This window comes from Nonomuraea rhizosphaerae (genome assembly GCF_019396405.1).
In the GTDB taxonomy this organism is placed as follows: domain Bacteria; phylum Actinomycetota; class Actinomycetes; order Streptosporangiales; family Streptosporangiaceae; genus Nonomuraea; species Nonomuraea rhizosphaerae.
The window spans coordinates 1-13,920 of record NZ_JAHKRL010000343.1 but is presented as its reverse complement, the minus strand read 5'-3'; the positions used below and the strand labels follow the sequence as shown (position 1 = coordinate 13,920).

The window sequence follows — 13,920 nt, the reverse complement described above, 5'->3', positions numbered from 1 at the left end:
GTGGGTGGGCACCCGCGCCCGCCGCGACCTGTACTCCCGCCGGCTCTTCACCCAGGCGGACGCCGACGAGGCCGCCGCCGAGATGTCCGGCATCAACGAGGACCGCGCCCGGCTCAACAACGCCGTCAAAGGCGCGGACGGATTTTTCACGACATATTTCGTCTCCACCTACTCCCGCTTCATCGCGCGCTGGGCGGCCCGCCGCGGCCTGACGCCCAACCAGGTGACACTGATCTCCATCACGCTCGGCGTGCTGGCCGCCGCCTGCTTCGCCACCGGCGACCGGCCGTGGATGGTGCTGGGCGGCGTGCTGATCTACTTCGCCTTCGTCTTCGACTGCGTGGACGGCCAGGTCGCCCGCTACGCCCGCAAGTTCGGGGTGCTCGGGGCGTGGCTCGACGCCACGTTCGACCGGTTCAAGGAGTACGTCGTCTTCGCCGGCCTGGCCGTCGGCTGGGTGGTCTCCGGCAACGGCGACGACATCTGGATCCTCGCGCTGGCGGCCATCGGCCTGCAGTCCATCCGCCATCTGCTCGACTTCTCCTTCGGCATCTCCAACCGCCGCAAGCCGCCCGGCCAGCTTCCCACGCTGCCGCTGGACGCCCCCGACGACCGTGACCTGCGCCAGGCGCTCGTGCGCCGCAAGGCCGAGCGCAGCCAGGGCATCCGCGGCGTGCTGAAGATGTGGACCCGCGCCGGGCGCTACCGCGCCGTGCACTGGGCCCGCAAGATGATCGTGTTCCCCATCGGCGAGCGGTTCGCGGCCATCGCGATCACCGCCGCCCTCTTCGACGCCCGCATCACCTTCCTCACGCTGGTGATCTGGGGCTCCGTCGCCGCCGCCTACACCCTCACCGGACGCCTCATGAGGTCGCTCGCATGATCACCGCACCGCTGGCCCCCGCCACCACGCCGGACCCCGACGAGGAGCGCCGGCGGATCCAGACCGCCCGCCTCCTCGCCTACCGCGACGACGGGCCCCTCGTCCACGCCCTGGCGCCCCGCATCGGCCGGGGCCTGCCCCCGGTCCCCGCCACGCTCGTCGCGCTGCTGGCGGTCGTCGGCCTCGTCGTCTCGGGCGTGCTGAGGCCCGGCCCGATCCTGCTCGTGCCGCCGCTGGTCGTGCTCCTGCTGGTGCTGCCGACCGCGCCCCGCAATCATCTGGGCCGCCTCGACTGGCTCACCCCGCCGCTGCTGCGCGGCGCCGAGTTCCTGACGATCATCGCCGTCGGCCTGGCCGCCGACGCGCCGAAATGGCTGCTGTTCGTGCTGGTGTACGTGGTGGGCTACCACACCTACGACACCGTCTACCGGACGCGGCAGAGCATCTGGCCGCCCGCCTGGGTCTTCCACGCCGGTCTCGGCTGGGAGCTGCGCCTGCTGATCATCGGCATCGGCGCCGCGCTCGGCGTGCTGACGCCGGTGCTGGCGGTGCTGACGGCGTACCTGTTCGTGCTGTTCGCGGTGGAGAGCGTGACCAGCTGGGTCCGCCTCGACAAGGCCTCGGCGCAGGCGGGAGCGGATGCGGAACAGGACCTGGAGGCATCACCTGAGGACGCCATGGAGCAGGCCACCGGAGAGGCCGAGAAGGGCTGACCGCGTTCTCGTGAGGGCCCGTCCGCCGTGCTCGGCCGACGGGCCCTTCGGCGTTCCGGAGGGCGGTCAGACCGGGCGCAGGATCACCTGGAGCTCCCTGGGCTCGCGCAGATCGCCGACCCTGTACCGCAGGTTGGAGGAGGCCAGCCGCATGGCGGGGAAGCGCTCGGCCAGCGTGGCCAGGGCCAGCCGCGTCTCGGCCCTGGCCAGCGCGGCGCCCAGGCAGAAATGGTGGCCGTGCCCGAAGGCCAGGTGCCCGTTGTCCTCCCGCGCCGGGTCGAACACCTCGGGCCGGTCGAACCGCGCCGGGTCCCTGTTGGCCGCCGACCAGGCGCACCGCACCACGGCGTTCTCCGGCAGCGCCGACGTGCCGAACTCCACCTCGGCCGTGGTGTGGCGGGGCACGCTCAGGGCGATCGGCGTGACGTAGCGCAGCAGCTCCTCCACCGCCCGGTCGACGAGGGCGGGCTCGTCCACCAGCCGCCGCCACATGCCGGACGGGCCCAGCAGCAGCGCCATCCCGTTGGCCACCAGGCTCGTGACGGCGCGGTGCCCGGCCACCAGTGTCAGCCGCACGCCGGCCACCACGTACGCGTCCGGCAGCCCGTCCTTCCCGGCCTGCCGGATCATGGAGCTGACCAGGTCGTCCCCCGGCTCGCGGCGCCGCTCGGCGATCAAGGAGGTGACATAGGCGACCATGTCCACGGTCTCGGATGTGGTCATGTCGGGGCCGGGCGACACGGCCCGGGGCTGGTCGGGCTGGGTGGCGACCCTGCCGGTCACGTAGGCGTGCACGTACGCGCGGTCCTCGTCCGGGATGCCGAGCAGCGCGCACAGCGCCATGATCGGCAGGGGGCGCGCGAACGCGGCGATCAGGTCCACGGGCCGGTCGGCGGGGATCGCGGCCAGCAGCTCGTCGGTGATCCGCTGGATCCGCGGCAGCATCGCCGTCACCCTGCGGGGGGTGAGCTGCCGGGAGATCATCCTGCGCACGCGCAGGTGGTCCTTGCCCGACAGGTCGACCAGGTCCTCCTCGAAGATGATCCGGCCCTCCCGCTCGGCCTCCTCGATCGGGCTCCCCTGGACGCCGCCGTCGCCCTGGAGCCGCTGGTCGGAGAAGCCCGTCACCGCCACGTCGTAGCCGGTGAGCAGCCACTCGGTCCCGCCCCGGCCGAGGTCCACGCGGTGGACGGGCCCTTCGTCGCGCATGCGGCACATGGTCGGCCCGTCGTGCAGCTGCGCGGGGGTGAGGGAGGTGGGCTCGTTCAGGGCCGGTTCGGTGGTCATGCGATGCGCTCGCCTTCGGTAGAGGTCTCGAAATCAAGAGATGTCTCGAAATAGCCGTCGGCCTGGAGGGTGAACAGCTCCGCGTACCGGCCGCCCAGGTCCAGCAGCTCCCGGTGGGTGCCCTGCTCCACGACCCGGCCCTCATGCAGGACGTAGATGCGGTCGGCGTGCCGGACGTTGGCCAGCCGGTGCGTGATCAGCACCGTGATCCGCCGCTCGGCGCCGTCGCGCAGGCCGGCGAACAGCGCGTGCTCCGCCTTCGGGTCGAGGGCCGCCGACGGCTCGTCGCAGATCAGCAGCGGCGCGTCGCGGTAGAAGGCGCGGGCGCAGGTGAGCCGCTGCCACTGGCCGCCCGACAGGTCGTGACCGCCGGCGAACACGCGCGACAGCAGCGTCTCGTACCCGTCGGGCAGGCTCTCGATCACCTCGTGGGCGCCCGCCTTGACCGCGGCGGCCCGCATCATGACCGGGTCCCCGGCGGTGCGCCCGCTGCCCAGGGTGATGTTGCGGGCGGCGGTGAACGGCCAGCGCCAGTACTCCTGGCTGACCAGCGCGACGTGCTGCCACAGCTCCTCGCGCTCCACGCTCTCCGGCGCCACCCCGTTCCAGGTGACCGCGCCGGAGGTGGGGACGCGCAGGCCGGCCAGCAGCGTGGCGAGGCTGGTCTTGCCGGAGCCGTTCTCGCCGACGAGCGCGATGGTCTGCCCGCGGCGCATGCTCAGGCTGACGCCCTCCAGGGCCGCCCGCCCGGTGTGCCCGTAGCTGAGCGTGGCCCGCTCCACCTCGATGACCTCAGGGGCGGGCACGCCGGCCGTGAGCCCGCTGCCGGGCGGCAGCCAGGACACGCAGCGGTCGCAGAACTCGGTGACGTCGCCGTAGTACAGGCCCTCCTCGTAGATCTTGTTGACGTTCGTGAGCGCCAGGGACAGCGCCTGCCTGGCCGCCTGGAGCGCCAGCACCGCCGTGGCCGCCGCCGCCAGCGGGAGCGCGCCGCCGGCCAGGAGCAGCCCGAGCAGCACGTACAGGCCGGCCGTGGCGGCCCCGGACAGCACGCCGCCGGCCACCCGGACGCGGGTCTGGCCCGAGACGACCTCCAGCTCCGCGGCGGTCTCGGCGTCCACCATCCGGTCATACTCGCCCAGCAGGAACCCGCGCATGGTGAACGCGCGCACCTCGGCGGCGGTCAGCCGCTCGGCCATCAGCTCGCCCAGCATCCACATCCTGCGGCGGCGGCTGGTCCGGTTGCGCTCGCTCGCGTACGACAGCCGCGCCACCCGCACCGCCGCCCACGCCCCCGGCAGGCCGGCCAGCACCAGCGCCGCCAGCAGCAGCGGGTGCACCACGAGCAGCGCCGCGGCCGTCCCGGCGAGCCCGGCCAGGCCGGCGGCCAGGTCCAGCGTCCCGCGCACCACGGACTGAAGGGCCATGCCGCCCCGGTTGCGGGCCCGCTTCATCTCGTCGCTGAAGCCGGGGTCGTCGAACGCCGCCAGCTCCACCCGCGTGGTCAGCTCGAACAGCCGCCGCTCCACCAGCGTCAGCACCCTGGGCATCAGCCTGGCCTGCGCCCAGCCAGCGCCGATCGACAGGCCGGACCTGGTCGCCGCCGCCGCGGCCACCGCCGCGAGCGCGGGCAGCGCCGCCCGGATCCGCTCCGGCGTCGGCCCGCCGGCGAACAGCACCACCAGCACGTCCCGCGTGGCCAGCAGCCCGTACGCGGTCACGATCCCCCCGGCGAGGCTCAGCGCGAGGGCGAGCGCGGTGTCCCAGCGGTTGGCCCGCCACGCGACCGCCACGGCCCCCGCCATGGTGGCGGGCAGCCGGCGGGCGATCCGCAGGAACCCGGTTCCGGCCAGCGCCGTCGTGTGGGCGTCCCACCACGCCGTCGCCAGGGAGGGCAGCGCCCCCGCCGTCCCGTTCCCGGCACGGCCTCTGCCCCGCACGCCCATCCCCAGCCCCCCGCACGCTCGACGGAACCCCACCCGCGACGCGGGCAAACCTAAGATCGTCGCCTTGTACGCGCCTTGTCCGGAAGATCGGGCCCGCAAGGGCGTTCTTGTAGAACGTTCCAAGATTGCGCCAAGGACCGCCCCGCATATTCGGATCTCGTCAGGCCGTGGGAGCGAGGGGGGCGGGCATGACGAACCGAACGCTGGTGATCTTCGGGCCATGGGGACGGCCCGCGAGCCAGGGCTGGCGGGTACGCACTCCCACCGTCCCGGTCGACGACCGGGACGCGTGCGTGGCGGCGATCACGGACTACCTGGCCGCGCCGGACAGCCCCGACCGCGCGGTGCTCCTCGGACACGGCACGGCCGCTGCGGCCGTCCTGGAGGTGGCCGACCGCCACCCGGAGCGGGCCGCCGCCGTCGTGGCCGTGGGCGTGCCCGGCGCGCCCGGCGCGCTCGACGCCGCGCACCTGTGCTGCCCGTCGCTGATCCTCGACGGGGACGGCGACGGGCAGGACGACGGGGAGCGGGTGGAGTCGTTCCTCAGCTCGCTGGAGCCCGGCCTGAAGGGCGACGGCGAGGCCAGGTGTCCCGCCAGGCTGCCCGCGCTCACGCCCGTGCTGCTCAACGACCCCGAGGTCATCCGGCAGCTGCGCGACATGGGCCCGGTCCACCGGGTGAACGCGCCGGGCGTCTCGACGTCGTGGATCCTGACCGGGCACCAGGCGAGCACCGTCACCCTCGCGGACGCCGCGCTGAGCGGCCGGACGGAGATCACCGCCGGCTTCCGGCTGCAGGGCGACGTCGAGCACCGCGGCGAGCAGGACCTGATCACGATCGACGGCCGCGAGCACGCCAGGCTGCGCCGCCTGGTCGGCCAGCACCTCACGCCGCGCCGGATGGAAGCGCTGCGGCCGCGTCTCCAGCGGGCCACCGACGAGCTGCTGGACGCGATCCCGACCGGCGAGCCGGTGGACCTGGTGCGGGCGTTCGCCCGGCCGCTGCCGATCGTCGTCCTGTGCGAGCTGCTCGGCGTCCCCGCCCGCGACCGCGACTACATCGCCGACTGGCTGCTGGTGCGGATGAACGCCGTCCCGCCCCGGGCCCACGAGGACGTCGACGAGTACCTGCGCGCCCTGATCGAGGCCAGGAAGGTCGTGCCGGCCGACGACCTGCTCGGCTGGGTGGTGCGGGCCGAGGGCGGGCGGCTGTGCGAGGACGACCTCGTCGCGGCGAGCCGGCTGCTCATGGTGGGCGGGCACCGCGCCCCCACCACGCTGCTGGCCAACGGCGTGGCGGCGCTGCTGCGCGACGGCGAGCAGTGGCGGCGGCTGGTCGCCGACCCTTCGCTGGTGGAGGGCGCGGTCGAGGAGCTGCTGCGGTACGTGACGCCGTTCCCCGTCGGGCTGGCCAGGACGGTGACGGCCCCCGTCGAGGTGGGCGGCAGGCGGATCCCGGCCGGTGACCTGGTCGCCGCCTCGCTGGTGGCGGCCAACAGGGACCCGTCGCACTTCGAGGAGCCGGACGCGCTCGACGTCGACCGCGCGCCCAACCCTCACCTGGCCTTCGGCCACGGCCACCACTTCTGCCTGGGCGCGGCGCTGGCCAGGATCGAGGCGCGGATCGCGATCGAGACGCTGACCCGCCGCTTCCCCGGCACGGAGCTGGCCCACGACGCCCGAGACCTGCACTACCGGCAGAACCGCGTGCGCTACCTGCTGGAGCTGCCCGTCGTCCTCTCCTCGAAGTGAGGTTGTCCCATGGATGCGACCATCGCGCAGTTGCTGGCGTTCTGCCAGGCCGATCCGGTGTTCTTCGAGCAGCCGTCGCGCATGCCCGACCACGACACCTTGTTCGCCGCCGCCGGGAGGGAGCCGCCTGACGGCTGGCGCAGGGGCGAGCAGGAGCTGTGGGTCGTGCTCCGCCCGCCCGGCGTGGAGCTGCCCGAGCAGGGCTGGAAGATCCACGTCTCGGCCACGCCGGACCACGCGGAGCGCGTGTGCGACCTCGTCCTGGACTTCTGCCTGGCCAACGGCCTGCCGGTGAAGTTCCTGCGGAGCGGCGCGGCCATGCGGCTGCTCAACAGCAAGTACGCCGAGCGCGGCGGCAGCGGCAAGCTGCTGACCCTCTACCCGCTCGGCGACGCGGCCCTCGCCGAGGTGCTGCCCGAGCTGGAGAGCCTGTTGCGCGGGTTCGACGGGCCGTACGTGCTCAGCGACCTACGTTACGGCGAGGCCCCCGTCTACGTGCGGTACGGCGCGTTCAAGCCGATGACCTACGTCTCGGCCGCCGGTGAGACCGTGTACGCGATCCGCACCCCTGACGGGGACCTGGTGCCGGACGACCGCTCGCCCGCCTTCACCGTGCCGGAATGGGTGAGCGTTCCCGAGGTGCTGCGGGAGTCGCTGGCGCGACGGGGGCAGGGCGGCGCGGAGGACTTCCCGTACCGGATCGAGCGCCCGTTGCACTACTCCAACGGCGGTGGCGTGTACCTGGCCCGCGACAAGGAGTCCGGCGGGTACGTGGTCCTGTCGGAGGCGCGCCCGCACGCCGGGCTGGACCGGGACGGCGTGGACGCCGTCACCAGGCTGGCGCGCGAGCGGGACGTGCTCAGACGCCTGGACGGCCTGGACTGCGTGCCCCGCGTGCTGGACCACCTGGTGATCTGGGAGCACCACTTCCTGGTCGAGGAGTACATCGAGGGCACGACCCTGCTGGAGGAGGTGTTCGCGCGCTTCCCGCTGGCCGGGCCGGATCCCACGCCCGAGGCGCGGGCGGCGTACACGCGGTGGGCGATGGACGTGCTGGCCAAGGTGGACCACGCGCTCATGGCCGTGCACTCCAGGGGCGTCCGGTTCACGGACCTGCATCCGGGCAACGTCATCGTCCGGCCGGACGGGCGGGTGGCGCTGATCGACTTCGAGATCGCCTGCGACCTGGCCGACCCGCACCGGCCCGGCCTCGCGGCCCCGGGGTTCGCCGCGCCCGCCGGGCTGACCGGGCGGGCGGCCGACCACTATGTGATGAACTGCCTGCGGCAATGGGTGTTCCTGCCGATCGCGCCGCTGCAGGATCGCGACCCGGTCAAGCGCTCCAGCCTGACCGACGTCATCACCGAGAACTTCCCGGTGCCGGCGGGGTTCGGGCCGCGGCTGATCAGGCACTTCGGCCTGGATCCCGGCGTGGACGAGCCGGCGGGGCTGTTCGCCGGGCCGGACTGGCCGACGATCAAGGACTCGCTCGTGGCCGGCCTGCTGGCCGGCGCGACGCCCGAGCGCCGCGACCGGCTCTTCCCCGGCGACCCCCGGCAGTTCGTGTCGGGCGGCGCCACCGTGGCCTACGGCGCCGCCGGGGTGCTCTGGGCGCTGCGCCAGGCCGGCGCGCCCGTACCGGAGGAGCACGTGGACTGGCTGGTCACCGCCGTGCGCGGGACGCCGCAGGCGCGGCCGGGCCTGCTGGACGGCCTGCACGGCGTGGCGGTGGTCCTGGACGAGCTGGGCCGCCACGACGACGCCCGGGAAGTTCTGGAACGTGCCAATGCGGCCGAGCCTCGGTGCGCGGTCCCCGGCATCCATGGCGGGCTGGCCGGGGCCGGTCTCGCCCGGCTGCACTTCGGCGACCCGGCCGGGGCGGCGGCGCTGGGCGAACGCCTGGCCGCGAACCTGGACGGCTGCGAGAAGAACGGGCTCCAGCACGGCCTCACCGGGGTCGCGCACTTCTTCCTGCGGCTGCGCGAGAGCACCGGCGAGGAGCGCTACCTCGATCTGGCCCTGGAGGCGCTGCGGCGGGAGGTCGCGCGCGGCCAGGACCTGCCCGACGGCACCTTCCAGCTCCTGGAGAACAACAGCTACCACGCCTACCTGGGCACCGGCAGCAGCGGGCTGGCGCTGGTCCTGTCGCAGTACCTGGCCCGGCGCGAGGAGCCCGGCTTCGCCGAGGTCATCGCCGGGGCCCGCAGGGCGTGCAGCGCGCCGTTCATCCGGCACCCGTTCCTCTTCATGGGCCGGGCGGGCACCATCGCCGCCCTCCACCACCTCGGGCCGGAGGAGAACCGGCACGAGATCCGCGACCACGTGCGCAGGCTCGCCTGGCACGCCCTGTCTCATCGGGGACACCTGGCCTTCCCCGGCAACCAGCTCCTGCGCCTGTCCATGGACCTGGCCACCGGAGCGGCAGGGGTGCTGGTCGCCCTAGGCGTCGCGTTCGACCGGAACGCGTCGATCATCCCCGCCCTCGACCTGCGCTCACCCGCTGTCGAGGGTGCCGGAAGGAGGTGAAGGAAATGGCTTTCGTTCTCGAGCTCCAGGCGCTCAGCGCGCCCAAGGCTGTGACGGCGCACCCGTGCTACAGCCACGTCACGTCGTACGCGAACACCTGCTGATGAAGACCGGGGTCGGGGATCAGGCAGCGATCCCCGACCCCGGGCAGAGAAGGGTCATCCATGAACCATCATCCCACCGCGTTGCCCGTCGTCACGGTAAAAATGCTCCGTGACCCCGACGCGCTCCGCCGGATGTGCGAGGCCGGGGCCGTCCATCACGTCGACATGAGCGGCAGGGAGCCCGGCTGGATCCTGACCGGCCACGAGACGGCCGCCGAGGTGCTGGTCGATCCCCGGCTCAGGGGCGACGCGCCCCAGGCCAAAGGCCCGGAGAAGGAGCTCCCCGACGAGGAGGACCTGTTCTTCCTGCCCGGCGAGCAGCACGCCAGACTCCGCCGGATGATCTCCCGGCAGCTCACCCCGCGACGGGTGTCGGGGCTGCTGCCGCGCATCCAGCGGGAGGCCGACACCCTGCTCGACGCCATGCCGGTGGACGAGCCCGCCGACTTCATCGCCGCCTTCTCGCGCCCGTTCCCCGTGGCGGTCCTGTGCGAGCTGCTCGGCGTCCCGGAGGAGGGCCGCTCGTACGTCCGCGACTACGTCTTCGGCTGGATCGCCGAGGCGGGCGTGGCCACCGCGGTCACCGAGAGCGCGGGCGTCGTCATGGCGGACTACTTCAAGGAACTGATCGCCCGGCGGCGGGCCGCGCCGCAGGCCGACCTCATCAGCGCCATCGCCCACGAGGCCCCGAACGACGTGCTCTCGGCCGTCCGGCTGCTGCTCGTCGCGGGCCACCGGCCCGTCACGCGCCTGCTGACCGACGGCGTGGAGCTGCTGCTGGGCCGCTGGGACGAGCTGGTGGCCGGCCCGTCGCGGCTCGACGCCACGGTCGAGGAGCTGCTGCGGGTCATCACGCCCACCACGCTGTCGTCCCGGTACGTCAGGCAGGACGTCGAGATCGGCGGCGTCACGGTGCCGGAGGGCGGCGGCGTCCACTGCGCGCTGGCCGCGGTCAACCGCGATCCCGCGCGCTTCAGCGACCCCGACTCCTTCGTGCCCGACCGGCCGGTCAACCCGCACCTGTCCTTCGGGCTCGGCCACCGCCACTGCCTGGGCGCCGCCCTCGCCAGGGCGCAGGCCCGGCTGGCCATCGACACGCTCGTCGACCGCTTCCCCCGCATGCGGCTCGCCACCGACCAGGGCCCGGCCCCGGTGCGGGCGGGCACCAGGCGGCTCATGGTCGTCCTCGACTCTGGAGATCCCACGTGAACATTCCCGACCACCCGCTTGAGATCATCTGGGACATCACGTACGCGTGCCCGCTGCGCTGCGTCCACTGCTACTCGGAGTCGGGCCGCCGCCCGAGCCGCCAGCTCCGGCGGGCGGACCTGCTGAGGATGGCCGAGGCCATCGTGGCGATGAAGCCGTTCGGCATCTCCCTGGCCGGCGGCGAGCCGCTGCTGGTCAAGGAGCTGTTCGAGGTCGTCGGGCGGATGACGGACGCGGGGATCAAGGTCGCGCTGTTCACCGGCGGCTGGACGCTGCGCCCCGAGATGCTCGACGACATCAAGCGCGGCTTCTTCCGGGTCAGCGTGAGCGTCGACGGCGCCACCGCCGAGGTCCACGACCGCGTCCGCGGCCGGCGCGGCTCCTTCGACCGGGCCATGGGGGCGCTGGCGATGCTGGACGGGACCGGCGTCGACTTCGGCATCGACTTCGTCGTGGTCCGCAGCAACTTCCAGCAGGTCGAGCAGGTCTGCACCGACGTCGTGCCGCGCTTCCCCGGCCTGCGGTTCGTCTCGTTCGGCGCGGTGGTGCCCGAGGGGCTGGCCAGCCGGGAGAGCTTCGCCGAGCGCGAGCTGCTGTCGGACGCGCAGGTGGCCACGCTGGGCGACCCTGCCTACCGCGAGCGCCTGCGCGCCCTGGTCCCGCCCTCCGTGCACGTCACCGCCACCGACAACCTGGCCCTGCAGATGCATCCCGAGCTGCTGCGCGAGGGCCGCTGCTACCCGGCGCTCCAGATCGAGCCCGACGGGGAGGTGCGGGCGATGCTCGCCTACGAGGGCACGGTCGGCAACCTGCTGACCGACTCCCCGGCCGAGCTGTGGCGCCGGGCCGTCGAACGCTGGCACGACCCGTTCGTGGTCGACGCGCTCACGCCCGTACGGACCATGGAGCAGTGGGCGGAGGCCACCAGGAAGATCGACCTCCATTTCGGGTCGGCGGCGGACCGGGACAGGATCGCCCGCCGCCCCGCGCTCACCTGATCCGGGGCATAAAAGAGAGGGCCGGGAGGATGTGCTCCTCCCGGCCCTCTCGCGTGCGGTGTCAGGACCCGCTGCGCACCAGCTCGGGCGCGGCCGCCTCGACCGGCTCACCGTTCGCCCGGGAGCGGGCGCGGACCCGGCGGAACACCGCGCCCCCGGTGACGGCCGCCGCGGCGCCCAGCAGGGCGAGCACCACGGGGAGCAGGGTCGCGCCCCACGGCCACGCGCTGCCGGTCAGCTTGATGTCCAGGACCCCGTACTCCAGGGTCTTGGCCCCGAAGCGGGCGGTCGCCACGCTGTAGGTGCGGGCGAGGTCGCGCAGCACCGGGTCGAAGGCGAACTCCTCGGTCGTGTGCAGGTACTCGGCCCCGGGACCGGCGGCGCGGGCGCGGGCGGCGGCCACGCCGGGGACGAGGAGACGGTCGACGGAGGCGGCGGCGACCGTCACGCGGGGGACGAAGGTCAGGCCGTGCGCGGAGCGGATCGGGCCGTCGCCGATCGCGACGGTGCGGCCGACCACGGACTCCTCGGTGTAGGTGACGAACACGGAGGCCAGCTCCAGCTCGCCGGTGCCCTCGACGAGCCGCACGCCGATGGTGCTGGGCCGGTAGGCGGCGTTGACGATGGCGACCGCGTCCGCGGGCCGCAGGCTGGAGACGGGGATCCGGCCCGGGACGCCGGGGGTGTAGTGGCGCCAGTGGACGGCCTGGGCGGCCTTGCGGGCGGTGTCCACGTCGAGCAGCCGCTCGATGACGCGCAGGGCGCCCTCGACGCCGGACAGCACGCCGGCGGTGGAGATCACGTCGCCGTCGTCCACGTACCGCACGCCGCTCACCCAGTTGACCTTGGGGAAGTCCTTGCGCAGGCCGGACATGCGCAGCCAGTGGGAGGTCGCCGGGTGGCCGTCCAGCAGGCCGCTGCCGGCCAGGGTGCGGGCGCCGGCGCAGACGCTGACGGTCAGCGCGCCAGCGGCGGCCTGCTGACGCAGCCAGGTGTTGATCGAGTCGCGCTCGGCCGCGCCGGGCTGCTGGAGGGCGGGGACGATCACGGCGTCGAGGGTGTCGCGCTGGTCGGCCAGCAGCCGGGCCAGCTCGTCGAAGGTCAGGTCGGGCACCAGGTCGAGGCCGCCGGTCAGGGGGACCAGCCGGGAGGCCGGGGAGACGACGTAGGCGTTGACCCGGCCGGTGGAGGCCAGCGTCTCGTACGGGCCGAGCAGGTCGGCGACGTTGGTGCCCTTGCTGTTGGTCAGCAGGGCGACGGTCGGCTTGGCCGGGTCGTGCGCCTTCCGTACCGGCTGGGCGGAGACGGTGTCGGCGCGGGCCGTGTACTGGGCGCCGAACGTGCCGCTGGTGTTCACCGCGGCGACCCCGGCCGGGAGCAGCAGCGCGAGCAGGACCACGGTCGTGCGCCACAGCCACTTGCCCTTCGGGCGTGTCCGGTGGTGGTGCTGGGTGTACTCACCGGGCCGCCGCAGCATGGCCAGGAACATGAAGACGAACATGAGCACGTGCCCGAGCATCATCACCGTGTGCCCTGACACCAGCCCGAACCAGTACGGGACCAGCAGGAGGAGGAACGGCGCGACCATCGCCACGCTCATCTCGGCGATGCTGGCCCAGCTGTGCCTGCGGACCAGCATCCACAGCCCCATGCCGACGGTCATGTCGGCGGCCATGATCAGCGTGTCCACGTCGACCCGGGTGATCTCGGGCAGGACCGCGTCCCACAGCATGCCGAGCAGCACCATCCCGAGGAGCATGGCGATGACCATCTCGATGTAGTGCCGGACGAAGCGGCCGATCTCGCGGATGCGGGGGGTTGACATTGCCGTGCTCCTAACGGGAGTGACTTGATGTCGCCAACGTTAGGAACGGCGGGCCGGCGGCGAATCAGTGAAGCCGCCAGTCCCTCCGTGGAGCCGGCTCAGGAGGGACGCCGGCGGTTCAGGAGGGGCGCTCGGCGAGGACCAGTCGCATCAGCTCGGCCCGTGAGGTGATGTCGGCCTTCTGGAAGACTTTGCGCAGGTGGTAGTCCACGGTGCGCGGGCTGAGGAAGAGCTGCGCGGCGATCTCCCGGTTCGTCAGCCCCTCCCCCACGGCCAGCGTGATGCGCAGCTCCTGCGGCGTGAGGGTGCTCAGCGCGCCCGCCTCGGGGGCCCGCGACGACTCGCCGGTGGCGCGCAGCTCGCCCTGCGCGCGCTCGGCCCAGGCGATCGCGCCGATGCGGCGGAAGTCGTCGGCCGCGCCGCGCAGGTGCCCCTGGGCCTCGTTGCGCCGCCGCTCGCGCCGCAGGTGCTCGCCCAGCAGCAGCTCGGTACGGGCCCGCTCCAGCGGGAAGTCGGACAGGGCGTGCAGGCGCAGGCTCTCGGCGTAGTGGGCCTCGCGGGAGCCGCCGTCGGCCGCGGTCAGCGCCCGGCAGCGGGCGGCGAGGGCGCGCAGCTCCGGCGCGGCGGTGTGCCGGGTCCACCGCGTGTAGCGGGCGGCGGCCTCGGCGGCGCGCTCGT

Annotated in this window: 10 protein-coding genes; 6 read left to right on the top strand and 4 right to left on the bottom strand. The window is 73.6% G+C overall.

The genetic code is table 11. The features are described from left to right. Both KME77_RS29920 and KME77_RS29915 read left to right on the top strand, forming a co-directional pair. On the top strand, positions 1 to 883 hold an 883-nt coding region (locus KME77_RS29920), incomplete at its 5' end, for a CDP-alcohol phosphatidyltransferase family protein (protein ID WP_219468471.1). After that, positions 880 to 1,596 carry a DUF5941 domain-containing protein gene (locus tag KME77_RS29915; RefSeq protein WP_219468468.1) on the top strand — a complete coding sequence of 239 codons (717 nt, stop codon included), beginning with the start codon at positions 880 to 882 and terminating at the stop codon, positions 1,594 to 1,596. The genes KME77_RS29920 and KME77_RS29915, both read left to right, overlap by 4 nt. 66 nt (positions 1,597 to 1,662) lie before the next feature. Here the strand turns inward: KME77_RS29915 and KME77_RS17265 are convergent, their stop codons facing one another. Both KME77_RS17265 and KME77_RS29910 read right to left on the bottom strand, forming a co-directional pair. After that, the gene (locus KME77_RS17265; protein ID WP_219468466.1) at positions 1,663 to 2,883 is read right to left on the bottom strand and encodes a cytochrome P450; all 1,221 of its coding nucleotides are present in this window, start codon (positions 2,881 to 2,883) and stop codon (positions 1,663 to 1,665) included. Then, positions 2,880 to 4,829 carry an ATP-binding cassette domain-containing protein gene (locus KME77_RS29910; protein WP_219468464.1) on the bottom strand — a complete coding sequence of 650 codons (1,950 nt, stop codon included), beginning with the start codon at positions 4,827 to 4,829 and terminating at the stop codon, positions 2,880 to 2,882. Before KME77_RS29910 ends, KME77_RS17265 begins: the two co-directional genes overlap by 4 nt. 188 nt (positions 4,830 to 5,017) lie before the next feature. Between KME77_RS29910 and KME77_RS17255 the strand changes: the two genes are divergently transcribed. The 4 genes from KME77_RS17255 to KME77_RS17240 all read left to right on the top strand — a co-directional run bounded on the left by KME77_RS17255 (position 5,018) and on the right by KME77_RS17240 (position 11,417). Then, on the top strand, positions 5,018 to 6,580 hold the full coding sequence (locus tag KME77_RS17255) for a cytochrome P450 family protein (RefSeq protein ID WP_219468462.1): 1,563 nt from the start codon (positions 5,018 to 5,020) through the stop codon (positions 6,578 to 6,580). Positions 6,581 to 6,589: 9 nt separating this feature from the next. Further along, on the top strand, positions 6,590 to 9,106 hold the full coding sequence (lanKC, locus tag KME77_RS17250; RefSeq protein WP_219468459.1) for a class III lanthionine synthetase LanKC: 2,517 nt from the start codon (positions 6,590 to 6,592) through the stop codon (positions 9,104 to 9,106). A gap of 164 nt (positions 9,107 to 9,270) precedes the next feature. Next, positions 9,271 to 10,419 carry a cytochrome P450 gene (locus KME77_RS17245; protein WP_219468457.1) on the top strand — a complete coding sequence of 383 codons (1,149 nt, stop codon included), beginning with the start codon at positions 9,271 to 9,273 and terminating at the stop codon, positions 10,417 to 10,419. Next, entirely contained in the window at positions 10,416 to 11,417 is a 1,002-nt protein-coding gene (locus KME77_RS17240) for a radical SAM protein (protein WP_219468452.1), read from the top strand. Before KME77_RS17245 ends, KME77_RS17240 begins: the two co-directional genes overlap by 4 nt. 61 nt (positions 11,418 to 11,478) lie before the next feature. Here the strand turns inward: KME77_RS17240 and KME77_RS17235 are convergent, their stop codons facing one another. Then, positions 11,479 to 13,242, bottom strand: coding sequence for a DJ-1/PfpI family protein (locus KME77_RS17235; RefSeq protein WP_219468450.1), 1,764 nt, complete (start codon positions 13,240 to 13,242; stop codon positions 11,479 to 11,481). Positions 13,243 to 13,360: 118 nt separating this feature from the next. Then, the coding region (locus tag KME77_RS17230; protein WP_219468447.1) for a helix-turn-helix transcriptional regulator at positions 13,361 to 13,920 on the bottom strand (560 nt) is incomplete at its 5' end.

Bases quoted from the DNA above. Each gene is read 5' to 3' on its own strand.
- KME77_RS29915 (WP_219468468.1), top strand. From the start codon at position 880: ATGATCACCGCACCGCTGGCCCCCGCCACCACGCCGGACCCCGACGAG.
- KME77_RS17265 (WP_219468466.1), bottom strand. From the start codon at position 2,883: ATGACCACCGAACCGGCCCTGAACGAGCCCACCTCCCTCACCCCCGCG.
- KME77_RS29910 (WP_219468464.1), bottom strand. From the start codon at position 4,829: ATGGGCGTGCGGGGCAGAGGCCGTGCCGGGAACGGGACGGCGGGGGCG.
- KME77_RS17255 (WP_219468462.1), top strand. From the start codon at position 5,018: ATGACGAACCGAACGCTGGTGATCTTCGGGCCATGGGGACGGCCCGCG.
- lanKC (WP_219468459.1), top strand. From the start codon at position 6,590: ATGGATGCGACCATCGCGCAGTTGCTGGCGTTCTGCCAGGCCGATCCG.
- KME77_RS17245 (WP_219468457.1), top strand. From the start codon at position 9,271: ATGAACCATCATCCCACCGCGTTGCCCGTCGTCACGGTAAAAATGCTC.
- KME77_RS17235 (WP_219468450.1), bottom strand. From the start codon at position 13,242: ATGTCAACCCCCCGCATCCGCGAGATCGGCCGCTTCGTCCGGCACTAC.